General features: G+C 68.0%; 21 protein-coding genes and 1 tRNA gene. 6 read left to right on the top strand and 16 right to left on the bottom strand.

Translation table 11 applies throughout. The features are described from left to right. Positions 1-425: 425 nt before the first annotated feature. From pknB to ACFVWD_RS14350, 7 genes are all read right to left on the bottom strand, one after another. Positions 426-2,426, bottom strand: coding sequence for a Stk1 family PASTA domain-containing Ser/Thr kinase (gene pknB, locus ACFVWD_RS14380; protein WP_389596150.1), 2,001 nt, complete (start codon positions 2,424-2,426; stop codon positions 426-428). Between the two features lie 170 nt (positions 2,427-2,596). Continuing rightward, the gene (locus tag ACFVWD_RS14375; protein ID WP_389596148.1) at positions 2,597-4,078 is read right to left on the bottom strand and encodes a peptidoglycan D,D-transpeptidase FtsI family protein; all 1,482 of its coding nucleotides are present in this window, start codon (positions 4,076-4,078) and stop codon (positions 2,597-2,599) included. Then, complete coding sequence (locus ACFVWD_RS14370; RefSeq protein ID WP_389596146.1) at positions 4,075-5,523, bottom strand: FtsW/RodA/SpoVE family cell cycle protein; 1,449 nt, start codon at positions 5,521-5,523, stop codon at positions 4,075-4,077. The genes ACFVWD_RS14375 and ACFVWD_RS14370 overlap by 4 nt, the downstream gene beginning before the upstream one ends. Before the next feature lie 26 nt (positions 5,524-5,549). Beyond that, positions 5,550-7,133, bottom strand: coding sequence for a Stp1/IreP family PP2C-type Ser/Thr phosphatase (locus ACFVWD_RS14365; protein WP_389596300.1), 1,584 nt, complete (start codon positions 7,131-7,133; stop codon positions 5,550-5,552). A gap of 90 nt (positions 7,134-7,223) precedes the next feature. Continuing rightward, complete coding sequence (locus ACFVWD_RS14360; RefSeq protein WP_385387565.1) at positions 7,224-7,754, bottom strand: FHA domain-containing protein; 531 nt, start codon at positions 7,752-7,754, stop codon at positions 7,224-7,226. Between the two features lie 10 nt (positions 7,755-7,764). Beyond that, the gene (locus tag ACFVWD_RS14355) at positions 7,765-8,625 is read right to left on the bottom strand and encodes an FhaA domain-containing protein (RefSeq protein ID WP_389596144.1); all 861 of its coding nucleotides are present in this window, start codon (positions 8,623-8,625) and stop codon (positions 7,765-7,767) included. Further along, entirely contained in the window at positions 8,613-8,756 is a 144-nt protein-coding gene (locus ACFVWD_RS14350; RefSeq protein ID WP_389596142.1) for a hypothetical protein, read from the bottom strand. The genes ACFVWD_RS14355 and ACFVWD_RS14350 overlap by 13 nt, the downstream gene beginning before the upstream one ends. 367 nt (positions 8,757-9,123) lie before the next feature. Here ACFVWD_RS14350 and ACFVWD_RS14345 point away from each other — a divergent pair. Beyond that, positions 9,124-9,210 (top strand) — tRNA-Leu (locus ACFVWD_RS14345). A 188-nt stretch (positions 9,211-9,398) separates the two neighbouring features. Here the strand turns inward: ACFVWD_RS14345 and ACFVWD_RS14340 are convergent. Then, the gene (locus tag ACFVWD_RS14340; protein ID WP_389596308.1) at positions 9,399-10,142 is read right to left on the bottom strand and encodes a hypothetical protein; all 744 of its coding nucleotides are present in this window, start codon (positions 10,140-10,142) and stop codon (positions 9,399-9,401) included. Here ACFVWD_RS14340 and ACFVWD_RS14335 point away from each other — a divergent pair. Continuing rightward, positions 10,089-10,370, top strand: coding sequence for a GNAT family N-acetyltransferase (locus ACFVWD_RS14335; protein ID WP_389596299.1), 282 nt, complete (start codon positions 10,089-10,091; stop codon positions 10,368-10,370). The genes ACFVWD_RS14340 and ACFVWD_RS14335 overlap by 54 nt on opposite strands. Before the next feature lie 70 nt (positions 10,371-10,440). Here the strand turns inward: ACFVWD_RS14335 and ACFVWD_RS14330 are convergent, their stop codons facing one another. The 6 genes from ACFVWD_RS14330 to ACFVWD_RS14305 form a co-directional block, all read right to left on the bottom strand. After that, on the bottom strand, positions 10,441-11,397 hold the full coding sequence (locus tag ACFVWD_RS14330) for a hypothetical protein (protein ID WP_389596141.1): 957 nt from the start codon (positions 11,395-11,397) through the stop codon (positions 10,441-10,443). Next, entirely contained in the window at positions 11,394-13,232 is a 1,839-nt protein-coding gene (locus ACFVWD_RS14325) for an alpha/beta hydrolase (RefSeq protein ID WP_389596139.1), read from the bottom strand. The genes ACFVWD_RS14330 and ACFVWD_RS14325 overlap by 4 nt, the downstream gene beginning before the upstream one ends. Before the next feature lie 9 nt (positions 13,233-13,241). Continuing rightward, positions 13,242-13,694 (bottom strand): hypothetical protein, encoded by a 453-nt coding sequence (locus ACFVWD_RS14320; RefSeq protein ID WP_389596137.1) that lies wholly within the window; start codon positions 13,692-13,694, stop codon positions 13,242-13,244. A gap of 225 nt (positions 13,695-13,919) precedes the next feature. Further along, a complete protein-coding gene (locus ACFVWD_RS14315; RefSeq protein WP_389596297.1) occupies positions 13,920-14,771 on the bottom strand; it encodes a S8 family serine peptidase in 852 nt (283 codons plus the stop codon). 163 nt (positions 14,772-14,934) lie between these two features. After that, on the bottom strand, positions 14,935-15,795 hold the full coding sequence (locus ACFVWD_RS14310) for an ADP-ribosylglycohydrolase family protein (protein ID WP_389596135.1): 861 nt from the start codon (positions 15,793-15,795) through the stop codon (positions 14,935-14,937). A gap of 190 nt (positions 15,796-15,985) precedes the next feature. After that, positions 15,986-17,188 (bottom strand): sensor histidine kinase, encoded by a 1,203-nt coding sequence (locus ACFVWD_RS14305; protein ID WP_389596133.1) that lies wholly within the window; start codon positions 17,186-17,188, stop codon positions 15,986-15,988. 312 nt (positions 17,189-17,500) lie between these two features. On the opposite strand from ACFVWD_RS14305, the gene ACFVWD_RS14300 reads away from it, so the two are divergent. After that, positions 17,501-18,106 carry a TetR family transcriptional regulator gene (locus tag ACFVWD_RS14300; RefSeq protein WP_389596131.1) on the top strand — a complete coding sequence of 202 codons (606 nt, stop codon included), beginning with the start codon at positions 17,501-17,503 and terminating at the stop codon, positions 18,104-18,106. An 826-nt stretch (positions 18,107-18,932) separates the two neighbouring features. Here ACFVWD_RS14300 and ACFVWD_RS14295 read toward each other — a convergent pair. Further along, positions 18,933-19,553 (bottom strand): ScbR family autoregulator-binding transcription factor, encoded by a 621-nt coding sequence (locus ACFVWD_RS14295; RefSeq protein ID WP_389596130.1) that lies wholly within the window; start codon positions 19,551-19,553, stop codon positions 18,933-18,935. 243 nt (positions 19,554-19,796) lie between these two features. After that, entirely contained in the window at positions 19,797-20,591 is a 795-nt protein-coding gene (locus ACFVWD_RS14290) for a response regulator transcription factor (RefSeq protein WP_389596128.1), read from the bottom strand. Positions 20,592-21,065: 474 nt separating this feature from the next. Between ACFVWD_RS14290 and ACFVWD_RS14285 the strand changes: the two genes are divergently transcribed. The 3 genes from ACFVWD_RS14285 to ACFVWD_RS14275 form a co-directional block, all read left to right on the top strand. Further along, on the top strand, positions 21,066-22,265 hold the full coding sequence (locus ACFVWD_RS14285; RefSeq protein WP_389596126.1) for a ScbA/BarX family gamma-butyrolactone biosynthesis protein: 1,200 nt from the start codon (positions 21,066-21,068) through the stop codon (positions 22,263-22,265). 56 nt (positions 22,266-22,321) lie between these two features. Then, positions 22,322-23,353 carry an NAD-dependent epimerase/dehydratase family protein gene (locus ACFVWD_RS14280; RefSeq protein ID WP_389596124.1) on the top strand — a complete coding sequence of 344 codons (1,032 nt, stop codon included), beginning with the start codon at positions 22,322-22,324 and terminating at the stop codon, positions 23,351-23,353. Positions 23,354-23,742: 389 nt separating this feature from the next. Next, a partial coding sequence (locus ACFVWD_RS14275; RefSeq protein WP_308427085.1) for a biotin carboxylase N-terminal domain-containing protein occupies positions 23,743-23,833 on the top strand: 91 nt, incomplete at its 3' end.

The following is a 23,833-nucleotide window of genomic DNA, read 5'->3' as shown; positions in this document are numbered from 1 at the left end:
ACAGCATTCGTTGAACATGGGGACGACGGTCCTGCCGAGGATGTGGGTGATGCGCTCGTCGATACGGTCGTCGAGCGAGGCTGTGGATAACTTCCTGGAAAGCGTGACAAGACGTCACGCTTAAATTTCGCGAGCTCAGCGCCCTGGGGTGTCACCATGCCGTTGCTCACCAGTTCCTCAGGATGCCGCGCTTTGAGTTGCCGGACCGCCTCGGTCGTCACGTCGAAGTACGTCGCGATCATCGCCGTCGTCACGTGCATGCCGTCCGGCAGCAGTGACAGCGCCTTGACTCGGTCGAGCACTTCCGTGCGATCCAGCACGCTGCTCGGCGCGACGGTACGGTCCGGACAACGAAGAACTGTGCCCAGCCCGGGAGTTTTCCCGGGCTGGGCACAGTTCGTTCGACCGCTGTTTCAAGCGCTGCGTCAGCCTCCGGTGAGACCGCCGACGAAGCCGTTGCCGCCGCCGTTGTTGTTGCCGCCGTTCTGCCCGGAATCGGCCGCGATGAGGTTGACCTTCTGGCCCGCCGTCACCTGCGCGCCCTGCTGCGGATCGCTGGTGAGCACGATGGCGTTGTCGTCCGTCGAGCCTGCGACGTTGCCGAGCTGGAGATTGTTCTGCGCCAGGACCTGCTTGGCCTGGCCAAGGGTCATCTGGGTCACCTGCGGCATCTGGAAGGTCTGGTTCTGCGCCTTGCCGACCTGGATGTTCACGCTGGAGTTCTTGTCGACCGAGCTGCCGATCGCCGGAACGGTCGAGACGACCTTGTCGGCCTGGTTCGGGTCGGTCACGTCGATCTCGGTGCAGTTGCCGACCAGGTTGTTGGCCGTCATCGCGGCCTTGGCATCGTCACACGACTTGCCGGCGACGTCCGGGACCGTGGCTTTCTCGGCTGGCTTGGCGATGGTGAGGGTGATCGTCGATCCCTTCTGCACCTCCGCGCCGAGCCTCGGGTTCTGGTCCAGCACGGTGTTCGGGCTCTCCGTGGACACCTGGGTCTGCGTCTTGACCGTGAAGTTGTAGTCGCTGCCCGTGAGCTTCGCCTTGGCGTCGTCGAGGCTCTGGCCCGTGACACCGGGCACGACGACCTTCGGCGCCCCCGTGGACACCACCAGGTTGATGGTGTCGCCCTTGGTGGCCTTCACGCCCGCCTTGGGGTCCTGGGAGCAGACGTTGCCCGTCTTCTCGGTCTCGCAGGGTTTCTTGGTGATCGAAACCTTCAGCTCGGCGTTGGTGGCCAGCTGGGTGGCCTCCTTCACCGTCTGGCTGACGAGGTTGGGAACGGAGACGGAGTTGTTGCTCACCCCGCCGCCCCCGAACATCCACTTGCCGATCAGGATCGCGCCGACCAGGACCAGCACACCCGCCACGACCAGCAAAATCGTCGAGGTGTTCGATTTCTTCTGCTGGCGGCGGCGGGCCGGGCGGTCGTCGTAGTTGTTGTAGCCGTAGCCGCCGTCGTCCGGGTTCATCGGGGGCAGCATGGACGTGGCCTGGGCGTCCGAGGAGCGCAGCGCCGTGGTGGCCTGGTCGTCCGGGTAGCCGCCGTAGCCCACGGAGCCCATGGCGGCCGTGGCGGCGACGGGCTGGCCGTCGAGGCAGGCCTCGATGTCCTGGCGCATCTCGTCGGCGGACTGATAGCGGTAGTCCGGGTCCTTGACCAGTGCCTTCAGGACGATCGCGTCCATCTCGGGCGTGATCTCGGGGTCGAAGACCGATGGCGGCTGCGGCTCCTCGCGTACGTGCTGGTACGCGACCGCGACCGGGGAGTCGCCCACGAAGGGCGGACGCACGGTCAGCAGCTCGTAGAGGAGGCAGCCGGTCGAGTAGAGGTCCGAGCGCGCGTCGACCTGCTCGCCCTTCGCCTGCTCCGGGGAGAGGTACTGGGCGGTGCCGATGACCGCGGCGGTCTGCGTCATCGTCATGCCGGAGTCACCCATGGCGCGGGCGATGCCGAAGTCCATGACCTTGACCTGGCCGTTACGCGTCAGCATGACGTTGGCCGGCTTGATGTCGCGGTGGACGATTCCGGCGCGGTGGGAGTACTCCAGGGCCTGGAGGATGCCGATGGTCATCTCCATGGACCGCTCGGGGAGCAGTCTGCGGCCCGAGTGCAGCAGCTCGCGCAGCGTGGACCCGTCGACGTACTCCATCACGATGTACGGGATGGAGATGCCCTCGATGTAGTCCTCACCCGTGTCGTACACGGCGACGATCGCGGGATGGTTGAGCGAGGCGGCCGACTGGGCCTCCCGGCGGAACCGGGCCTGGAACGACGGATCGCGTGCGAGGTCGGCTCGCAGCGTCTTCACCGCCACGGTGCGGCCGAGCCGGGTGTCATGGGCGAGATGTACCTCCGCCATGCCACCACGGCCGAGCACCTGGCCCAGCTCGTACCGGCCGCCGAGGCGACGCGGCTCTTCCATAGCTACCTACCAGCCCTCTCCGTCGGTCCCGACCGCACGCTTGTGTGGTCCGGCGGTGTGCCGTCCGGGCATACCGTACCCGGCTCGGCTCCTGTGACCTGGCCAAGCCCGTCACCCGATACAGGACCGGTATCGCAACGTGCACCGATGTGAAGGGGACGTGACAGGGGTCACTTCTTGCTGTTGATGACCGCCTCCATCACGCTCTTCGCGATGGGGGCGGCGAGACCACCGCCCGTGATGTCCTCACGGTTGGCGCTGCCGTCCTCGACCACGACGGCCACGGCGACCGGCGAGCTGCCGTCGGGGAGCTTGGCGTATGAGATGAACCACGCGTACGGCTTCTCGCTGTTCGCGACACCGTGCTGGGCGGTACCGGTCTTGCCACCCACGGTGACGCCGGAGATCTGAGCCTTGGTACCCGTGCCCTCCTTGACGACCGTCTCCATCATCGACTGCAGGATCTGGGCGTTCGACTGGGAGAGCGGCTGGCTCAACTTCTGCGGATCGGTCTGCGAGATGACGTCCAGGTTCGGGGCCTGCAGCTTGTCGACCATGTACGGCTTCATGAGCGTGCCGTTGTTGGCGACGGCGGAGGCGACCATGGCCATCTGCAGCGGGGTCGCGGCGGTCTCGAACTGGCCGATGGAGCTGAGCGCGGTCGACGGCTGGTCCATCGACTTGGGGAAGTTGGAGGCGTTCGACCGCACCGGCGTGAGCTGCTCGGAGTTGAAGCCGAACTTCTCGGCCTCCGCGAGCATCTTGTCCTTGCCGAGGTCGGCGCCGATCTTGCCGAAGACGGTGTTGCAGGAGTAGCGGAGCGCGATCCTCATGGTCGCGTTCTTGCAGGGGATGTTCCCCTCGTTCTTCAGCTCAGTCGTGGTGGTCGGCAGCGTGTACGGCAGCGGCGAGTTCGTGTTCTCGTCCGCGGACTTGTACAGGCCGTTCTCCAGCGCCGCCGCCGCGGTGACCACCTTGAAGGTGGAGCCCGGCGGGTAGGTCTCGCGCAGCGCCCGGTTGAGCATCGGCTCGTCGGGGTTGTTCTTCTTCTGGAGCTTGTTCCAGGCCTTCTCGTCGCTCCCGGAGATTCCGGCGAAGGTCGAGGGGTCGTACGACGGGGTCGAGGCCAGTGCCAGGATCGCGCCGGTCTGCGGGTTGATCGCGGCGACGGCGCCCTTGCCGCGGCTCAGCAGACCCTGGTACGCGGCCTTCTGCGCGGCGGCGTTGAGGGTGGTGACGACGTTGCCGCCCTGCTTCTTCTTGCCCGTGATCATGTCGAGGGTGTTGCGGAAGAAGAGCCGGTCGTCGTTGCCGGTGAGGATGCCGTCGTCCAGCTTCTCCAGCTGGGAGGCGTCGAAGGCCTGCGAGGCGTACCCGGTGACCGGCGCCCACATGGGGCCGTCCTTGTAGGTGCGCTTGTACTCGTAGTCGTTGATGCCGCTCTTGGTCGACTTGGTGGCCCCGGTGATCGGGTTGCCGTCGACGATGATGTCGCCGCGCGGAGTGGCGTACCGCTCGATGGCGACGCGGCGGTTGCTCGCGTCGGTCCGCAGACTGTCCGCCTGGACGTACTGGACGTAGTTGTCGCGGATGAGCAGGGCGAGGACGAGGAGCCCGCAGAAGAGCGCGATCCGGCGCAGGGGCTTGTTCACGGGCGGACCACCTGGGTCATCTCGGCGTCGGGGCTGGGGGCGGGCGCGGGGGCCGGGCGGCGGGCCGTGTCGCTGATTCTCATCAGAATGCCCATCAGCGCCCAGTTGGCGATGACGGAGGAGCCTCCGTAGGCCACGAACGGCATCGTCATACCGGTGAGCGGGATCAGGCCCATGACGCCGCCCGCGACGACGAAGACCTGGAGCGCGAAGCCGCCGGAGAGGCCGACCGCGAGGAGCTTGCCGAACGGGTCGCGGGCCGCGAGCGCCGTTCGGATGCCGCGCTCCACGATCAGGCCGTAGATGACCAGGATCGCCATGATCCCCGCCAGGCCCAGTTCCTCGCCGAAGCTGGCGAGGATGAAGTCGGAGTTGGCCGCGAACCGGATGAGTTCCGAGTGGCCCTGTCCCCATCCGGTGCCGAGCGTGCCGCCGGAGCCGAAGGCCCACAGGGCCTGCATGGCCTGCTCGGAGTGGAGGATGCCGTCGTGGGTTCCGGCCTGGCTGAGCTTGTACTCGCGCATCGGGTCGAGCCAGGCCTGGACACGCGTCTGGATGTGCGGTTCGAAGCTCGCTACGCCGACGGCGCCGACCGCCGACATCAGCAGGCCGAAGACGATCCAGCTGGTCCGTTCGGTGGCGACGTACAGCATGATCACGAACATGCCGAAGAACAGCAGCGAGGTACCGAGGTCGGTCTCGAAGACCAGGATCAGGATGGAGACGAACCAGACGACCAGGATCGGGCCGAGGTCACGGCCGCGCGGCAGGTAGAGGCCCATGAAACGGCGGCTGGCGAGGGCCAGCGCGTCACGCTTCACCATGAGGTAGCCGGCGAAGAAGACCGCGAGGATGATCTTCGCGAACTCACCGGGCTGGAGGGTGCCCAGACCGGGGATCGAGATCCAGATCTTGGCGCCGTAGATGTTGGCGCCGAGGCCCGGGACCAGCGGCAGCAGGAGCAGGAGCAGGGCGCCGAACATGGAGATGTAGGTGTAGCGCTGCAGGACGCGGTGGTCCTTCAGGAAGATCAGCACGGCGACGAACAGACCGATGCCCAGCGCGGTGTACATCAGCTGGCGGGGCGCTGCCTGGGTGAAGTTGGGCAGCGACTGGAGCAGCTTGGACTGGTCGAGACGCCAGATCATCACCAGCCCGAGGCCGTTGAGCAGCGTCGCCAGCGGCAGCAGCAGCGGGTCGGCGTACGGCGCGAACTTGCGGACGCCGAGATGGCCGACGCCCGCGATCAGGCCGAGGCCGAGGCCGTAGCTCAGCAGGCCGGACGGCACCTTCTCGTCGATGGCGAGGCCCACGTTGGCGTACGCGAAGACCGGGATGAGGACGGCGAACACCAGCAGCGCCAACTCGGTGTTGCGGCGGCTCGGTGTGCCGATCGAACCGATGGTCGACGTGTGGTGCGTCGGCGTGTTCGTACTACTGCTCATGGTGTGACAGGGCCCCTCACGGCTTCTTACTGCTTACCGCACAGCGAGACCAGCTTCTGCTCCTCGTCGGAGAGGCTGGGGCCGGGTGTGGGAGTGGGTGCGGCGGAGGTGGACGGTTTCGAAGACGGTGCCGAGCTCGATGCCTTCGGCGTCGGGGACGGGCTGGATGTGGCCTTGGACGTCAGAGAGGTGGTTGTGGTTCCCGTGGTTCCACCTGCCTGGCCCGTGCCGGTCTTCGCGCTGTTGCTGTCGGCGGTGCGGCGCTCGGCGTCCTTCTTGCACGCGGAGGCCTGCGTGGCGAGCTCGCTGATCTTCTTCTGGGCGTTCTGGAGGCCACCCTCCGCGATCGTCGCCTTGACCTGCTTCTGCTGGTACGGCGGCAGGTACTTGAGTTCGATCTCGGGGTGATCCTTCTCCACCTTCGAGAGCGAGACCCAGGCCAGGTCCTGGCTGATTCCGCGGTACAGCGCGACGTGCTGGTCCTGGGTGCCGACGTAGTACTGCGTCTGCGTCCACTGGTAGCCGCCGTACAGACCGCCGCCGATGACGGCGAGGGCCAGCGCGGTGTAGAGGGATCTCTTCAGCCACTTGCGCCCGGCGCTCGGCTTGACGAAGTCCTCGTCGGAGTAGTCGCCGTAGCCGCCCGTGGAGACGTAACCGGTGGTGTCGCCGCTGCCGGGCGGGCCGAACTCGCCGCCACCGCCCTGTCCGGGCACCGGACGGCCGAGGCTGGAGGCGCGGCCCGCGGGGGTCTGCATGGCGCCGTTGTCGTGCAACTGGTGCTGGTGCTGGTTCTCGGCGACCGCGCCGACCACGACCGGGGTGTCGGAGAGCTGGGCGGCGAGGGTGTCGCCGGAGTCGATGTCGAGGACGTCGGCGACGATGACGGTGATGTTGTCGGGGCCACCGCCGCGCAGCGCGAGCTCGATGAGGTTCTGGACGGTCTCCTGCGGGCCCTGGTAGCTGGCGAGCGTGTCTTCCATCGTCTGATGGGAGACGACGCCGGACAGGCCGTCGGAGCAGATCAAGTAGCGGTCGCCGGCGCGGACTTCGCGGATGGAGAGGTCCGGCTCGACGTGGTCGCCGCTGCCCAGCGCGCGCATCAGCAGGGAGCGCTGCGGGTGGGTGGTGGCTTCCTCTTCGGTGATGCGGCCCTCGTCGACGAGGCGCTGCACCCACGTGTGGTCCTGGGTGATCTGCGTGAGGACGCCGTCACGCAGGAGGTACGCGCGGGAGTCGCCGACGTGCACGAGGCCGAGGCGCTGACCGGTCCACAGGAGCGCGGTGAGGGTGGTCCCCATGCCCTCCAGCTGGGGGTCCTCCTCGACCATCATCCGCAGCTGGTCGTTGGCACGCTGTACGGCGGTGCCCAGCGAGGTGAGGATGTCGGAGCCCGGGACGTCGTCGTCGAGCGCGACGATGGTGGAGATCACCTCGGAGGAGGCGACCTCACCGGCGGCCTGGCCGCCCATTCCATCGGCGATCGCGAGCAGGCGGGGACCGGCGTAACCGGAGTCCTCGTTGCCCTCGCGGATCATGCCTTTGTGCGATCCGGCGGCGAAGCGCAGTGACAGACTCATGCGCACCTCGCCCGTCGGCTCCGGGTACATCCGCACGGTGCCCACCCTCCGGTCGGGAGCGCGCCGGGGTCCGTCGTGTGGACCGCTGCTGCGTGCTCGCTCCGCTCGCTCATTGTCGTACTACTTCCGCAGCTCGATGACGGTCTTGCCGATGCGGATCGGCGCGCCCAGCGGAACAGGCGTGGGAGTCGTCAGTCGGCTTCGGTCGAGATACGTGCCATTGGTGGAGCCGAGGTCCTCGACGATCCACTGGCCGTCCCGGTCCGGGTAGATCCTGGCATGGCGGCTGGACGCGTAGTCGTCGTCCAGCACGATGGTGCTGTCGTGCGCGCGGCCCAGGGTGATGGTCTGCCCCTGCAGCGCGACGGTCGTGCCCGTGAGAGTGCCTTCGGATACGACCAGCTTGGTGGGGGCGCCGCGGCGCTGTCGGCCACCGCCGCCGCCGCTCGGCGGCGCCGCCTGCTGGCGCTGCGGAGGTGGTGTGGTTTGGCGCGCGGCCTGCTGCGGCCTGGAGGCGTCCCTGCGCGAGCCGCGCTGTGTGACGCGCGTTCCGAACAGGTCGCTGCGGATGACCTGCACGGCCACGATCACGAACAGCCACAGTACGGCCAGGAAACCCAGCCGCATGACCGTGAGGGTCAGCTCTGACATTGCCCCCGCTTCACCCTTCGGCTTGCCGGTAAATGATGGTGGTGCTGCCCACGACGATCCGCGAGCCGTCGCGGAGCGTAGCGCGGGTGGTGTGCTGCCCGTCCACCACGATGCCGTTGGTGGACCCGAGATCCTGGATCGTCGAGGGCGTTCCGGTCCGGATCTCACAGTGCCGGCGGGATACGCCGGGGTCGTCGATCCGTACGTCGGCTTCGGTGCTACGGCCCATCACCAACGTCGGGCGGGAGATCTGATGGCGGGTGCCGTTGATCTCGATCCAGTGCCGCATGCGGCCGCCGGCCGCCGGGCCCGGAGCCGCGCCGGGCCGGGAGCCCATCGGCGAGGGACCGGGGCGCACGCCGGGCGGCGGCGCGGACGGCATCGGGGGAGCGCCTGCGGGACTCGCGCCCGGGGCGGCAGCCGGATAGCCGTAGCCACCGGGCCGGCCGGGGGGCGAGCCCGCGGGGGGGATGCGCTCTGGGGCCTGCTGGTCGGTGGAGGAGGCGAGCGTACGGCTGCGCACCCGGTAGAGACCGGTGTCGAGGTCGTCCGCCTTCTCCAGGTGGACCTTGATGGGGCCCATGAAGGTGTAGCGCTGCTGCTTGGCGTAGTCGCGCACCATCCCGGCGAGCTCGTCGCCGAGCTGGCCGGAGTAGGGGCTGAGGCGCTCGAAGTCCGGCGCGCTCAGCTCCACGATGAAGTCGTTGGGTACGACGGTCCGGTCGCGGTTCCAGATCGTGGCGTTGTTGTCGCACTCGCGCTGCAGCGCTCCGGCGATCTCCACGGGCTGGACCTCGGACTTGAACACCTTGGCGAAGGTGCCGTTGACCAGACCTTCGAGGCGCTGCTCGAACTTCTTCAGGACTCCCATGGGGCACCTCCTCCTTCGTAACCGTCCTGGTTCTGCCTGCTGTCCACGTCGTACTGCGTAAGGCCCACTGTGTCGTACGGCCTGCCGCGGTCGTCCCGGTCCTGCTGGTACTGCTTACTGATCGTATCCACGCGTCGGGAAATCGGCTGGTTCCCCCTGTCGGCCCTGTCGACGGGTGTCGACGCCTTCCGAAGTCCCTTCCCGGAGTTCCCTCCGGGGCACCTCTTCGAACACTTCCCGGCACTACTCCTGCCAAGGATCGTAGAGGCGCTCCGAGACCAGTGTCCCGCACCTGACTGTGCACCCTGCCCTGCTCCTGGAGAGATGGCCTGGACCGGTACGAGGTTGATACGTGAACCGGTTAGGCCTGAGACGTGCGGTGCCGGCGGGGCCCGTGGCCGTGGAAAGGCATGTGATTCCACCCCGGACAGCGTGCTAATCTTCTGCATGTCGACAGGCGCTCGCACCACTCGGTGAGAGACCAAAGACACACCCAATGCGCGGGTGGCGGAATAGGCAGACGCGCTGGATTCAGGTTCCAGTGCCCGCAAGGGCGTGGGGGTTCAACTCCCCCCTCGCGCACCAGGAGAAACCGACGAAACGGGTCTCCGCCAGTGACGAAAGTCCTGGTGGGGCCCGTTTCTCGTTGTTGCGGCGGGCTGGCCCGGACAGTGACGAGGCAGGGCCCCGGCGGTGAGGTATCTCACGGTCGGGGCCCTGCTTTTCGTGCTGGTTGTTCTCCGGTTGGTGCTGGGGTGGTGCTGACCCTCGGATCAGGCGGCCGGCGTCAGGTGGCCGGTGGGTGTCCAGGCTCCGCGATCTTTGGTCTTCCGCCGGTGGTGGGTGCGGCGGCGGGGGCGGTCGCCGCCGAGCGCCAGCGTCTCAAGCCATTTCTTGATCTTGCGGCGGTTGGCTTGGGCGAGTTGGAAGGCCAGGAGGGTCGTCTGGGCCGCGATGCCGCGGATGCGGCGTGAGCCCGCGGCATCGATGCCTTCGACCAGTGGGTTCTTCGCGCAGCCGTTGCAGCCCCTGACGCTGTTGCGGAGCCGGAAGTAGATCTTCTGCCATTCCGGGCCGCCGTACTCCAGGGCCTGCCAGTGTTTGGCGCTGCTTTCGGGGCTGACGGTGATCGTGCGCTGGCGGCAGACCTTGAGCGGGCCCGTTGGGCTGGGCTCAGGGTTGACGAGGGGGAGGCGGATGCTGCGGCCGAGGGTGTGTGGTTTGAGGGGGCACTGGGCCTTGCCTGCTTCGGCGGGGCACATCATCCGCTGGTAGCCGTCGGCGTCCGCGTTCTCCTTGGGCATGACGCGGTAGCCGCGGCGGGCCCCGATCAGCCTGACCCAGGTCTCCTGGTCGATGCGTTCGGCGTGCAGGTCGATGGTGGCGTTGATGAGGGGTTCGGGCATGGACGGGCAGTACCAGCGGCCCTCGACGAGGATCGCGCCGAGGACGAGGCCGGGGACATCGTCGGGCTCGCCGCATACTCGTTCCTCTGGCCGTCGGCGGGGTCCACCCACTCCCTCTTCCTCAAGGAGCTGTACGTCCGTGACACGCTCCGTCGGCAGGGCGTTGGCGAACGCCTCATGAACGAGCTCCGCGGCATCGCGGTGGCGCGCTCCGGGTGCAGCCGCGTCGAGTGGATGACCGACCGCGACAACCCGGGTGCCCGAGCCTTCTACAGGTCGCTCGGGTTCGCGGAGTTCGACGGGAAGATCGTCTACCGGGTCGGCACGGGAGCAGCCTGAACCGGACGGTCAGGGAAGAGCGCGCGATGATCTCCGTTCCCGTCGCGGCTGATCTCAGCCAGGGACGAACTCAGGCCACCGCGGTTTCCCCAGGCACAACGGGTGAGGTCACGGCGACACGCACAGCGCCAGTGTTCGACGGGGCGACCTGGGCCACGCTCTCGTCTTCGGCGTTGCGGGCGACGATCGCGGGCACGCCAGTGCCTGTCGAACCATGGCGCACGGTCCAGCCCGCGCTCTCGAAATAGGTCTGTGCACGCGCCATCGCCTGGACCACTTCCTCTTCCGTAAGAGGCTGGGTTGACCAGGCGTGGTGGACGTAGCTTCCCTCGGAGTCCTGGTAGACGCTGATCCCCTCCCCGGTCTGGGCTGGGGCGTGCCGTGCTTGGAGAGCTTCGTAGATTCGGCTGGAGTGGTCGAGAGCACGATGTTTGGCGCGCTCGTCGACCGGTGAGCGCCGGAAGGCCGTGGAGTCGGCCGTGGACTGGTCGCTGGCGCTGCGTGAGAAGCAGGGCGATGTCACGCCGACGGAGGCCAGCCCTTCACCCGTAGCCCGGTCCACCACGCCGGTGATGGCATCCATCCAGAAGTCATCAGGTTCGGTACGCATGTTCACGTGAGGGAAGGGCTTGGACCAGTCCGCGTCCGACGACTGGAACTTGTAGCCCAGCTTCACCCAGGCGTCCCTGGCCTGCCGCACAAGCGACTTGGCTTTGCTACCCGGCACTCCAGTCAGCTTGTAGGCGAGGCTGACCTGCAACCGATCATCTGGGCCACCGTCGTCCCGGGCGATACAGGCTCCCACCGGCGCGGCGCCCACCTGCTCGAGTTTCGGCTTCGGCGACATGCCGTCCACCGCCTGGTGAATGATTTCATTAGCACGCTTGATTGCTTGTTGCTCGTTCATCGTGGTCTGTTTCGGCGTTGCTGCGCCGTCTCCTTCCCCATCCTGCGATGCTCCGCAGGCCGTAACCACAGCCATCACGGTCAGCATTAGGCCAATCGACATAAGGTTGCGCAGTTTCACGGGGTTCCTCCGGTTACGATCTCCGCCATATGGTCCAGTGACTCACCCTCCCAGTACTGGGAGTGAGCGGGCATGGGTTTCCCATGCCAGCCCGGAAGATGCCCATCGGGAACCTTAAAGGTTTGCCCGCCGAATTCATCGGATGTCGGGTCGTTTCCGTACATAATTGAATGGTCGTTGAAGAGGCGCCAATAAGCCTTTGGGTTCAGCGGCGCCAGCTGCCCTGCCGGTGGTGGGGCCAGATTGACCATGTCGTTCTTCGCAGTGGCTGCCCAAACGTGATCCGCGGGGATATTCAGATCACGGGCGTGGTTGGCCCCCACGCCCGGGCTCCCTACCAGGACCGCGTTGTCCACCGGCAGATTCGGGTGATCACGCATCGTCTCGCCGGCCACAAGGGTGCCGTAGCTGTGGCCCACGAGCGTTGAATTTGCATGCCCTCCATGATGGGCCGTGTCAAGGCCGGTCAGAAAGTTACTCAGCGGCTCACGGGCGTTGTCGGCCCACTTGGCGTCAGTGGCGTCACCCACCAGGCTCTGCGGGGCGTCGTAACCGAGCCACAGGATTGATGCGGTCGAATGCGTTGGATCCGTTCGCTCTGCTCTGCCTTGAAGCTGCTCGGCCCGCCGAATGTCACCGTCGATGCCGTTCAGATTTGATCCCGTTCCTGGGACGTACGTCGCTACGTTGTCAGCGGTGTCGGGATTTCCGATGGACATGACGACGTGCCCGAGCTTCTTGTTGTCGAATCCGAGCAGATAAGGCCGGGTAGCCTCATCCCCGGTGTAGTTGTCGTAGCGGCTCTGGATTGAATCCAGGCCATCAATGTGATCCTGAATTTCCTGCCTCTTTGCCTCCCATTCCTTCCACTCTGTTTCAGGAAGTCTTTCTTTTACGTCCACTTCCTCGCCTGTATTTGGGTTGATTCTGTGAACCATCTGATATCGGTCGGGCTCCTTCGTCATCCAAGTGTCCAATTCAACCTGCGCGGCGCCACGCTCCTCGGCAAGGACGGTCCGATTCGCCTCATCGCGCACAGTGGCGGGAAGTCCGTCCATCCACCCGATCGAATCGGGATGGACAGCGATGTAGTCCGCCCGCTGCTCATCGGTCAGGCTCTTCCACCACTCGGCGTTCTCCTTCGGGGTGCCGTGCTTGGGTGGCTCCTTGACCGAGTCCAGGTAGTTCTCGGCTGCGTTGAGGACACCGCCGGTGTCCTTCTTCACGTCCACCCAGTCCCGGCCGGAGACCGTGAGATCGTCATCGGCCTTCAGCGTCCGCAGCTTCGGCGCCCACTTCTCGTCGGCCTCCGTGGCCTCCTTGAGGGCATCTGCGATCTGACCGGCATATTCCTGCGCACGGCGGTGGTTGGGGTTGGGATCGAAGTTGGCCGCTTGGCGGCCGACCGCCGAAGCCGTCGAGTCGGTCAGACCGGTCACCGTGCCACCACCAGGAATTTTGCCGTCAACCTCCTGACCGCCGGACGGATAGCTGATCGAACCGTCGGAGTGCACGGTGAACTTCTCTGCCTGCGCGTTGTCGACCGCCGCGTCCAGCTTCTTCTTCGCCGCCTCCAGGTCGTACGCGAACCCGTCGAGTGCCGCACCGACCAGACCGCATTCCGCCTGGGTGTAATGGAAGTTCTGCGCCAACTCGTGCAGCTGCTTCAGGGCCGCAGTTGCAGCCTCGCCCTGGTTGGCGTTGCGCATGGCAACAGTGATCTGTTGCTCGATACGGTCCTTGGCCGCACTGGCCATGTCGCTCGTGCTGCGATATCCGTCCGCCGAGTCCGAGAACTCCGACGGCTTCAGAGCCCTGAGGGTCGCGAAATCCATGGCTCCTCGTCACCGGCCCCCGGCCTGGCCGCCGACGGCGGGTGTGTCCTCGTACCGGACCTTCAGCTTGGCGATTTCGGTCTTGATCGCCTCATCGGTCCTCATCTGGTCGTTGCCCACCTTCTCGAACAACCCCGCCAGCGCATCGCAGCGCCCGCTCACATCCTTGACGTAGCGCTCCCAGGAGTCGTAGACGTCCCGCTGCGCGGCAGCAGTCAGACATCCGGAATCCTTACCGAGGCCCTTCTGTCCGTCCTCCAGTTGGGCCAGGGCCTTGCTGATGTTCTTGGGCAGCGAGCCCACGCCTTCCCCCGCCTTGGACCAAGCCGCCTTGTCCGACCTCAACTTGCCGGATGGAGTGCCGGCGCCTCCCTGATCGGCCGGAAGCTGGTTGAGCTGCATCCGCGCGGAATGTCGCTCGGCCGCAGTGGTTTTGAGCTCCTCCCACTCCTCCCACGCCATGCGTGGCCCCTCCCCGTGTCTCGTCGTACGTCCGGAATGGACGTGACCGTGACCGTACGACCGGAACGTTGCAAATATTCACAGCAGTCAATTGCAATGACCGAGACGTACGGTAGCGACCCTTCACCGTGCGTCCCATCCGCTCCCACAACCAGGACGGCTGAGTATCCGTACTCATGCATGGTGAGCTTCCTGTGGCGTGCTGCCGTCAGTGAGTCGTGTGGATCAGGTCCGCTCTCCTTGACTGGGCGGGCCGCCATTGCCTGATGCGCTGGTAGGCGGCATGAACGGCGAGTGAAAGTAAGGCAGTTGATCTGCGGGGGCCGTAGACACCGACGGCGAAGCGAAGGGCCGCTGACGCTTGCGGGCGACGGCGAGGGCCGCGATCGCTCCTCCGAGGAGTACGGCGGCGCCGATGCCCTGCTCGATCCAGAGGGTGCTGTTGCCGCCACCCTCCTTGGACGCTGAGGCTGCCGCGACAGAGCTGTCATCCTTTGCCGGCTCACCCGTGCCCTTCGCGTCGGAGGCCTCTGGAGGGGGCGAGTTGGTGCCCGCCGCTGCGAGGTCCGGGAGGGGGTACTTGTCTGCGGGCTCGGGGTCGCCCGGATCCGTCAGTGCGATGCGGGGGCGTACGGCGCCGTAGCCGAGGTAGTCGGTGCGCTCCTTGCCGCTCTTGGGTTTGCGTGCGGTGTTGAGCATGACCCGCAGGACCTGGTTGTTGGTCCAGTTGGGGTGCTTGGACCAGATCAGGGCGGCGGAGGCGGAAGCGATGGCCGTGACGTCGCTGGTGCCGTGCGTCTCGCACACTCCTGTTTTGCTTTCGAGGCAGGCTGCAACCATGTTCTCGCCCGGTGCGACGAGGTCGACCTGGGGGCCGTGCTGGGACTCCTTCGTTGCCTGGATGTTTCTGTCGATCGCCCCGACGCCCACGACACCTGGAGTCGCCGCCGGATACTCAAGTTCGTCGAGGGCGTTGCCGGTATTGGCCACGACCGCGAAGATCAGCTTGCCCTTGGACAGCGCATAAGCGACGGACTCGGTCAGCCCCCGGGAATGCGCGGTGCTCCCCTGCGAGATGTTGATGACCTGGGCGTCCGAATCGGCGGCTGTGCTCGGGGAAACGGAGTGACGGCAACGTCGTCATCGCGCCCCTGAGCCGACCGCACAAGGTCACTTCTCCAGCCCCGGCCGACCCCCATCGGCTGATCCCAGCAACTTCGTCGAGGCAGGAGCCGGTGGGTCACCCGCCGGGGTAGCGGTCCCACCAGTGCGGGTCCCAGCCGCTGTTGTACCTGTCGCCGCTGGGGGAGTCGGTGAGCTGGGCGATGAGGTCGCGGGCCAGGGTGTCGAGGACCCAGGCCAGTTCGTGGCGGCTCAGCAGATTGACGGGCAGCGCCTCGACTCCGTGTGCTGCTCCGAGCAGGGCGCCGGTCACGCAGCCGACCGAGTCGCCGTCCGGCGCCCCGGCGGCGAAGCGCAGTGCGACGTTCACCTGAGCTCGGTCGGGGAAGGAGGCGGCGACATACAGGCCGCCGAGCAGTGCTGATGACGCGGTGGCGTCCGGTGCGAGCTTCGCGAGCCGTCCCGCGTCCGCGGGCTGGTCCTTGGCCTGCCGCAGCGCTGTGGTGAGCCGGTCGTGCTCGTCGGCGGTCAGGCCGGGGTCGGCATCGGGAAGGGCCCGTATGCCGTTCATCAGGGCTTGCCGCACCTGAGACTGCTTGCCGAACAGAGAATCCTGCATCTCGGGAGTGCTGGTCAGGCAGTGGTTGACCAGCACGGCAGCATGGGCTGCCGCGGACTGCGCGGCCGGGTCGCCGTGGGTGAGGGCGGCGATCTCCCGGGCCAAATGGGCGGACTGAGCCGAGCCTTGTGCGGCGCCGACAACAGCGACAGGAAGGGTGCGGGTGAGCGCGTGGCAGCCGCGGCTGGTCGTCGGCACCCCCATGTTTCCCTGCTCGGTCTTGGACAGGGCCGTCACGGTCGCCGGTGCTGAACCGCGCCGCTCGGCCAGCACGGACACCTGGGCGAGCCAGCCGTTGGGCCACACCTCGTCGCCGTGGGCCCAGCGCCGGCGCATCCGCTCGACTTCGATCCCCTGCATGGCCGCCCACCGGGAGTAGGCGTGCCACACCAGTGCAAAGGGCTCATCGTCAAGACGATGGGCCCTTTTCCGTGTCTCCGGTACGGGGCCGGGGTCGGGCGCGTCGGGCTGGGTCCGGGTGGGTTGACGTGGGGTTGGCCGGGGTGCTGGTCGGAGTGTGTTCTGTCTCTCAGTTTTTGCCGGGCGGGGCTCAGGGGTGTCTGCGCAGGGGCAGATGGATCTCCAGCAGGGTGCCGGTGGGGGTGCCCGGGGTGATGCCGGTCCGGCCGCCGAGGTCCTCGACGCGATCGGTGAGGGAGCGCAGGGCCCGCGCGGAATCGGCGGAGCCGGCGGAACCCCCCGCGGGGCCGTGGCCGTCGTCGGTCACCTTCGCGTACAGCCAGCGCCTGGTGATGCGTACGACGGTCTCCACGTGGCGCGCGCCCGAGCGGGCCAGGCGGTCGCGCAGGGCCTCGCGCAGGGCGAGGAAGGTCTCCTCCCGGTGCCGCTCGGAGAGGGTCCACTCGTCGCCGATGACCTCGACGGAGGTCTGGATACGGCGGCCGTCGCGGGGACGTGGGCCCGCGAGGAAGGCCTCCAGGGCCTCGCGCAGGGGCGGCAGGTCGGCGCGGTGGCGCACGCCGTCGATGAGCGCCTGGTTCTCTCTGGCCGCCGCGGCCAGTGTCCTTTGGGCGGTGGCGAGGTGGGCGGCGACGGTGCCGGGAGCGCCAGGGGTGGGTGAGCCGGTCCTGCCGGGGGCGCAGGTCGCCGCGGCGTCGAGGCTGAGTCGGGCCAGGGACAGGGCGCCGCCCAGCTCGTCGTGCAGCTGCCGGGCCAGCCGGCGGCGCTCGCCGCGGCCGTCGTCGCCGGACCACATGCCCTCCCCGGCCTCCCGGACGACCTCGCCGAGGCGCCGGACGACCGCGACCGCGCGGGGCAGCGCGCTCTCGTGGTGCGCGATGCCGTTCTCCAGGACGTGCAGCAGGGCGCACTCGAGGAGCAGGGCGACCGCGGCGGCCACCTGGTGCGGGGAGGCGGCGGGCGGGGCGATGGGCGCGGGGGCGGGCGCGGGGGTGGTGTCCGCGGCACGGGCCAGGGCGGCGCGGGCGAACTCCGTCAGCGTGGTGCGCAGGGTGGGCACTTCTGCCTCGGCGGGGGCGAGTGCGGTGGGGAGGCGGGCGGTGAAGCGGTCCAGGACGGCGCCGGTCTCCCAGGATCCCAGGGTGGCGGCGGACGGCATTAAGGGGGAGTGGCCCGGGCGGGGCGACATCCGGGCCGCCGCGCGGACCAGGCCCTCGTGCAGGGCTTCGCCGAATCCACTGCCGACCAGGGGGATGGTCGCGGTGACAGGGGGGATCGGGCCGGTCGGTGCGGTCGTGGAGGTGGGCGCGGTGGGGGCGGTCGTGCTGCTCATCGGACTCCTCGACGCTCGGGTGACGCTTGGGTGCCGGGGGCAACGTGGCCATCGCCAACGTAACAAACAGACTTGTCTGATTGTCAAGAGTGGGAGGGGGTTCCGGATGGGGTGTGCTCACGGGATCGTCTGGCCGTCAAGAGGTCGTCCATGGGCAAGAGCTGCAGGATTTATGGGGATTGGATGGAGGTCTGGGTTCACGGGGCTGTCGACTAAAACATGCATGGTTGTATGATTCCGGTTGTTGCTGGCGCCTTCAGGGCACCCGCGCGCTCCTACATGCCAAGAGCAGGAATAGGCAGGTGCAGCCTGATGCAGACCCGGTCCGAACAGACCCGTCAGGCTCTCGTCCGTGCCGCGGCGGAACTGATAGCGAACGGCCGGCTCTCCGATGCGGGACTGGTCAACATCTGCCGCCGGGCCGGGGTGAGCCGAGGGGCTCTCTATCACCACTTCTCCTCCACCGCGGAGTTGACGGCCGCGGTGTACGAGCAGGCGCACGAGCGGGTTGTCGCGCTGATGGACGAGGCCTTCGAGGGGTCCGTGGAGGATGCCCCGGAGCGCCTCCTGGTCGCCCTGTGCGAGGCGTTGCGTACGGAGGAACTGGTCCGGGCCGGCATACAGCTGGCGGTGGACGGGTCGGCGGGGCCCCCGCGGTTGCGTGACGACGTACTGGCGTTGGTGCGCAGGCGGGTGGTCGACGCGCACCGGGACGTGGTGCCGGCGCCGGAGGATCTGGCCGAGCTGGCGGTGGTGGTGGCCGCGGGGCTGGAGTCGCTCGGGCACACGGACGCGGAGTGGTGGGACCCCAAGACGTCCAAGCGGTTGTGGGTGTTGTTGCGCCCGTTGTTCTCGTTGGCCGGGGAGGGGCGGGCGGAGGAGGAACGGCGGGTGGGCAGCGGGTCTGAGGGGGTCTGAGGGGCCTGACGTCTTGAAGCGGGGGCGGGGCGTGGGGAGTTCAGCCCAAGAGGGGCCGCCTGCGTCGCTTGACGGGGACGGAGCTCGGGGCCTGTCTTCGGGGCCCGTGCGGGGGTGAGCGTGGGCCTCTGGGACTTCCTCAAGGTCTCGCCTTCTGGGCCGAGTTGGCCTGAGGTTCGGCGAGCGTGACTCGGCACGGGCTGGGGGCAGGGGCCGTCTCTCGACCTGGGTGAGGCAGCGGTGGGGAGTCGCGAACGCCGGGCGGCTTCATGGTCCTGGGCTTGGGTACGCGGCCCAGAGCCCGGGGGACATCGGCCCCGTCCCGGAGTTGGAAGGCGGCTGGAGCCCGGCTGGGCTGCGCGCGGGGCAACGAGGCCCGAGCTCGGTGACGTGTCGGGGCCCGGGTGCGGGTGGGGCCCTCGGTGTTCGGAGGTCGGTTGCGGGGTGTACCCGTGTTCGGGGCGGCGCGAGAGGGCGCCTGCGGTGACGGGTTTGGTCCGGAGCGGGTGTTGTCCGGGGGCCGGGGTCGGGACAGGCCCTCGGCCTTCGGAGGTCCGTCGCGGGGCGTGCCCGTGAACGGGACGGCATGCGAAGGGCACCCGTGGTGGGGGGCTTGGCCCGGGGTGAGGTGTCGGGCTGGGGTCCCTCACGGGTGAGGCGGCCTGCCCGAAGTTCGCGTTCGGGGCGCCGTGTTCTGTTCGGCGGGCGGGCGGGCGGTCCCGGGGCGCTGGGCGCGGGGCGCGGGCTTGGTTCTTGGTTCTTGGTTCTTGGTTCTTGGTTGTGAGGTTGTCGGGCTCAGGGTGCGGCCGGGCGGGCCGGACGGGGGTCAGGCGGGCTCGTGGGCCGGCGGCGGGACGGTGCGGAGGCGGCCGAGCATGCCGGGCGTGGCCAGACCGGGCAGCATGAAGCGCCAGAACGCACCGATGCGTTCCGGCAGATCCTCGCGGTTGCTGTAGACCTGGGACATCAACTGCAGGCCGGTGAAGGCGCCGACGATGGTCGACGTGGCTTCCTGGATGTCCACGCCGGGCAGGATCTCGCCCTGCTCCTCGGCCTGCCGCAGCAGGGCGAGTATGGCGGCGCCGGATTGCTCGTACGCCGTCTGCGGCGGCCGCGAGAACGACGTCTGCTCGACGGCGAGCCGCACACTGGCCCGTAGCACCGGATCGCGCTGGAGACGCTGGGCGAACTCCAGGGTGAGGTCGATGACCGCCTGGAGTTTCACCGCCTGGTCCGGCACCACCAGCGCCTCGCTGTGCGCGGTCACGAGGGCCACGGCGATCGCTTCCTTGGAAGGGAAGTGGTGGTACAGCGCGCCTCGAGTGAGGCCCGTCCGGGCCAGGATGTCGTTGGTGCTCGCCGCGTCGTAGCCGCGCTCGTCGAACACGCGGGCCGCGGACTCCAGGATCGAGTGCCTCGACCTCGTCCCGCGCTCTTGTGTGGCCATACCAGGTCCTTGCTCTCGCCCACTGGAATTTTACCGACTGGTCTGTATTGTATCGGCAAGGCGGCACGCCGCCAGTAGGCGGGAGTATTTGCTTCCGGTTTGGCTCGATTTTCGGTCGGTCCTCGGCCGTTCCTCGAGTGCTTCTCCAGCAGTCGTCAAGCGGTCATCAGGTGGTCATCAGGTGGTCCTCATGGGGTCGTCGAGCGGTCCTCACGTGGTTCTCGTACGGCCTGCGGGTGCCGCTCAGGGGTGGCCGAGCCGAAAACCGACACCGCGTACGGTGATGATCCAACTGCTCGAACCGAGCTTGCCGCGCAGGCTGCTGACGTGGGTGTCGATGGTGCGCCCGCGGTGGGACCAGGTGTCGTCCCAGACCTGCGCCATGAGCTGGCGTCGCGGCATGACGGTGCCGGGCTGCGAGGCCAGCAGATGCAGCAGGTCGAACTCCTTGCGGGTCAGGTCCACCGGCTTCCCGTTCAGCGTGGCCACCCGGGTGCCGACGTCGATGCGCAGCGGCCCATGGGTGATGACCTGGGCGGCGGCGGGCTGTTGACGCACCCGGCGCATCACCGCCTCCATCCGGGCCAGTAACTCGCGGAAGCCGTACGGCTTGACCAGGTAGTCGTCCGAGCCGGCCTGGAGTCCGAGCACCCGGTCGAGTTCGGAGCCGCGCGCGGTGACGGCGATGACCGGGGTGTCGCAGACCGCCCGGATGCCCCGGCACACCTCGAGCCCGTCCAGGTCGGGCAGGTCCAGGTCGAGCAGTAGGAGATCGGCATCGCGGTGCGCCTGGAGCGCCTTGGTGCCGGTGGCCACGCTCTGCGCGGCGTACCCCTGCCGCAGCAGGCCCTGGACGAGGGAGTCGGCGGCCCTGACATCGTTTTCTACGACCAGGACGCGCAGTGCTCCGGCCGGGGGGCCGGGGTAGTCGGCGGCCGTCTGTGGGGCAACGGCCCGCCCGGGCTGGGGAATCGTGGGGCGGTGCGGAAGATTGCGCTGCGATCGGGCGTCGAGTAGATCCACGGCTTGCCGATTCATCTGCTCCTCCTGAGGCACAGTCTCGTCATCACGGAACGGACTGCTGAACTCTCACAATGAGGACGATAGCAAACAGACTTGTCTGATTGTCAACGTGTTCGAAATCCCCCGCGCGTCGGTCCGTACCATTTCCAATCTACCCACGCTGACCTGCGTGTATGTAGAGGGATTCGGCGCTTCAAGGTCATGTTTCCGGCAGGTTGCGGTCGGGGTGGACCTGCTTGTCCGGCGTGTGTCTCTGGCGCTAACCATGCAGGTCTGCACGGTTAGAAAGATCAGGCGTCCGGGGTGGCGCAATCGTGCTGTACCGGCCCGTAGTGGCGGCTCATCGCTCGAAGGATGCTAAAGCTTTACTTGAAAAACCGAACAGACATGTCTGTATCTTGTGTGAGCGAGAGAACGTCGGCCACGGGGGGTGGCTGCCGGCGGTACGGATTGCTGCCCCCTGCTCGGAACCAGACAGGAGTGCCGTACATGTCGTACACCACCTCCACCCGTGTGTCCGTCGAAGACGACGTCGCGACGGTGGGCACCAGCGCCTCACTAACCGCCTCACGGCCCGCTGCTCGAAACGCTGTTCAACCCGCCGTTCAGGCCTCTGCCCAGGCTTCTGCCCAGGCCCCTGCCCAGGCCTCTGTCAAAGCCTCCGTCCAGACCGCCGCGCGAAGTCTGACGCCGCGGCTGACCACGACGGTTCCGCGTGAGTACGTCCATCGCGCCGCCGTCTCGGAGGTCCTGCTGACCGGCTGGGAAGCCGCCGCCGAACCAGCCGGACCCGAGCGGCCGGACGAGTTCGCGGTCAGCGCCCAATGGCCGCGCAGCCACTCCTTCTTCACCCAGTCCGGCGGCTACCAGGACCCCATGCTCCTGATCGAGTCCGTCCGCCAGATAGGTTCCCTGCTCGCGCACGCCGAGTTCGGCGTCCCCTTCGGGCACCAGTTCCTGATGTGGGACATGTTCTTCAGCACCTCCCCCGAACTCCTCGTCGCGGACGCCGTCCCCACGGAAGTCGAACTGCGCACCGTCTGCCGCGACATCGTCCGCAGGGGCCGGGTGCTCGGCGGTATGCGCTACGACGTCACCGTGCTGCGCGACGGAAGGGCGCTGGCCACCGCGGGCGCCGCGTTCAGCTGTACCAGTCCCGCCGTCCACCGCAGGCTGCGAGCCGGCCGGCCCACCACCACCGACCGCATCGTGCCGCCCGCGATCGACCCGGCCGCGGTGGGACACTCCGACGACCGGCACGTGCTGCTGGCCGAGCCCAAGTCCAAGCCCAAGTCCAAGCCTGAGTCCGAGCTCAAGTCCGAGCTCAAGTCCGAGCCCGGATCGGCCTCCGGTACCGGATCGGCCTCCGGTACCGGCGACCGCTGGGAACTGCGCGTCGACACCGCCCACCCCACCTTCTTCGACCATCCCGTCGATCACATACCGGGCATGGTCCTGCTGGAAGCCGCCCGACAGGCCGCCCTCGTCTCGACCGGGATGCCGGACGCCCTCCTGGTGGGGCTCAAGAGCAACTTCGCGCGCTACGCCGAGTTCGACGCGCCCTGCTGGATCGAGCCGGAGACCGAACCGCACGGTACGGAGGGCGGCGTACTGGTGCGGGTGCGCGGTACGCAGCACGCTGAGACCGTCTTCACCGCCGAGCTCGTCCTGAGCCCGCGCGGCTGTTGAGCCCGCGCATCCTCCGTACGCCTGGGAGAGCGTCCCCATCCCGAGGAGACAGACCCGTGCCCACCATCCTGATCACCGGTGCCGCCGGATTCGTCGGCGGACACGTCGCCCGTGAAGCGGCCCGGTACCGGGCCGACTTGAGGCTCATGTCCCATCGCAGTCCCCTGCTCGGCTCCGGTCCCCCGCTCCACAACGGCTCTCCCATCCAGGAGGGTCTTGCGACTCAGGAGGGTCTTGCGACTCAGGAGGGTCCTCCGGCCCCGGAGGGTCCTGCGGCCCATGACGGTGCTCGCGTCGTACGGGCCGATCTGACCGACCCCGCGTCCTTGCGCGGGGTGTGCGACGGAGTCGACGTCCTGATCCACTGCGCCTCGCAGATCGGCGGAGGCGTCGAGGCCAACGAGGCCGTCAACGCCCGTGGCACGGCGGCGCTCATCGAGGAAGCGCGCCGCGCGGGGGTTGCGCGCATCGTCCAGTTGAGCACCGCGTCCGTCTACGGTCGTGGCACCTTCCGCGGCGACCGGCCCGAAGAACTGTCCCGCAACCCGGGCTCGCCCACGTCCCTCACCCGGGCCACGGCCGAGGACACCGTCCTCGCGGCCGGCGGTGTCGTCCTGCGCCCGCACCTCGTGTACGGGGAGGGCGACAGGTGGGTGGTGCCCGGCCTGACCCGGATGCTGCGCGTGCTGCCCGGCACGGTGGAGGGCTGGCCCGCCCGGACCTCCGTGATCGCCGCACCCGAACTGGCCGCGCTGCTGGTGGCCACCGCGCTCGCTCCCGCCGCCGACCTGACCGCCTCCGTCTACCACGCCACCCACCCGGAGCCCCTCCCCGTGGACACCCTCCTGCGCGCGGTCGCCGACTGCACGGGGACCGACTGGCCGGACCGGGAACTGACCGCCGACCGAGCCCGGGTGGTCCTGGCCGAGAAGGGCGTGCCTCCGTCCGGGCTCGACATGTTCACCACCGACCACGTCTTCGACAGCACACCGCTCTGGTCCGACCTGCGTCGCGCACCCGGCGCCGGCTTCGACACCGATTTCGCCCACGCGGCGCCCTGGTACCGCAAGGCCCTGCTGGACGGTTGACCGAGTACGGACCCGCGAGCCCGACCGGCCAAGCGGTCAACCCGCCAAGTGGTCGACCGGCCCGCGAAACCCTGTGGGGCGGCGGGAAGTGCCTCCCGAACGCAGCCCCTGAACGCCTCCTGAACGTCTCCCGAACGCCACCCCGGAACGCCTCCCGAACGCCCCTCGAAATTCTCCCCGGAATGGCGCATTCCTTTTCTTTCCGGACCCGGCGGATCCGCCCGCCGGGTCCGGCAATTTGACGGAGGCCTGACCTTCTTCTTTCCTCTTCCGGTAAATGCTGCCCCGGGTCTGCGGATTCTGACCCAGTTCTGCAACGGACCGTATTGAAGGGGAAGTGCGCACTCGAACAGTCTTGTGGCTCCGAGCGGAGTCTGGGGAGGTTCATCGTGCGCAAGGTGCTCATCGCCAACCGTGGCGAAATCGCTGTCCGCGTGGCCCGGGCGTGCCGGGATGCCGGGATCGCGAGCGTTGCCGTGT

It is taken from the genome of Streptomyces sp. NPDC058086 (genome assembly GCF_042885015.1).
Lineage (GTDB): Bacteria > Actinomycetota > Actinomycetes > Streptomycetales > Streptomycetaceae > Streptomyces.
The sequence above is the reverse complement of the archived record's forward strand: the minus strand, read 5'-3'. Positions and strand labels throughout refer to the sequence as shown.

Excerpts from the sequence above, each read along its gene's own strand:
- ACFVWD_RS14285 (WP_389596126.1), top strand. The coding sequence starts at position 21,066 with ATGTCGTACACCACCTCCACCCGTGTGTCCGTCGAAGACGACGTCGCG.
- pknB (WP_389596150.1), bottom strand. The coding sequence starts at position 2,426 with ATGGAAGAGCCGCGTCGCCTCGGCGGCCGGTACGAGCTGGGCCAGGTG.
- ACFVWD_RS14290 (WP_389596128.1), bottom strand. The coding sequence starts at position 20,591 with ATGAATCGGCAAGCCGTGGATCTACTCGACGCCCGATCGCAGCGCAAT.
- ACFVWD_RS14305 (WP_389596133.1), bottom strand. The coding sequence starts at position 17,188 with ATGAGCAGCACGACCGCCCCCACCGCGCCCACCTCCACGACCGCACCG.
- ACFVWD_RS14370 (WP_389596146.1), bottom strand. The coding sequence starts at position 5,523 with ATGAGCAGTAGTACGAACACGCCGACGCACCACACGTCGACCATCGGT.
- ACFVWD_RS14320 (WP_389596137.1), bottom strand. The coding sequence starts at position 13,694 with ATGGCGTGGGAGGAGTGGGAGGAGCTCAAAACCACTGCGGCCGAGCGA.
- ACFVWD_RS14310 (WP_389596135.1), bottom strand. The coding sequence starts at position 15,795 with ATGCAGGGGATCGAAGTCGAGCGGATGCGCCGGCGCTGGGCCCACGGC.
- ACFVWD_RS14365 (WP_389596300.1), bottom strand. The coding sequence starts at position 7,133 with ATGTACCCGGAGCCGACGGGCGAGGTGCGCATGAGTCTGTCACTGCGC.
- ACFVWD_RS14325 (WP_389596139.1), bottom strand. The coding sequence starts at position 13,232 with ATGGATTTCGCGACCCTCAGGGCTCTGAAGCCGTCGGAGTTCTCGGAC.
- ACFVWD_RS14300 (WP_389596131.1), top strand. The coding sequence starts at position 17,501 with ATGCAGACCCGGTCCGAACAGACCCGTCAGGCTCTCGTCCGTGCCGCG.
- ACFVWD_RS14295 (WP_389596130.1), bottom strand. The coding sequence starts at position 19,553 with ATGGCCACACAAGAGCGCGGGACGAGGTCGAGGCACTCGATCCTGGAG.
- ACFVWD_RS14355 (WP_389596144.1), bottom strand. The coding sequence starts at position 8,625 with ATGGGAGTCCTGAAGAAGTTCGAGCAGCGCCTCGAAGGTCTGGTCAAC.
- ACFVWD_RS14360 (WP_385387565.1), bottom strand. The coding sequence starts at position 7,754 with ATGTCAGAGCTGACCCTCACGGTCATGCGGCTGGGTTTCCTGGCCGTA.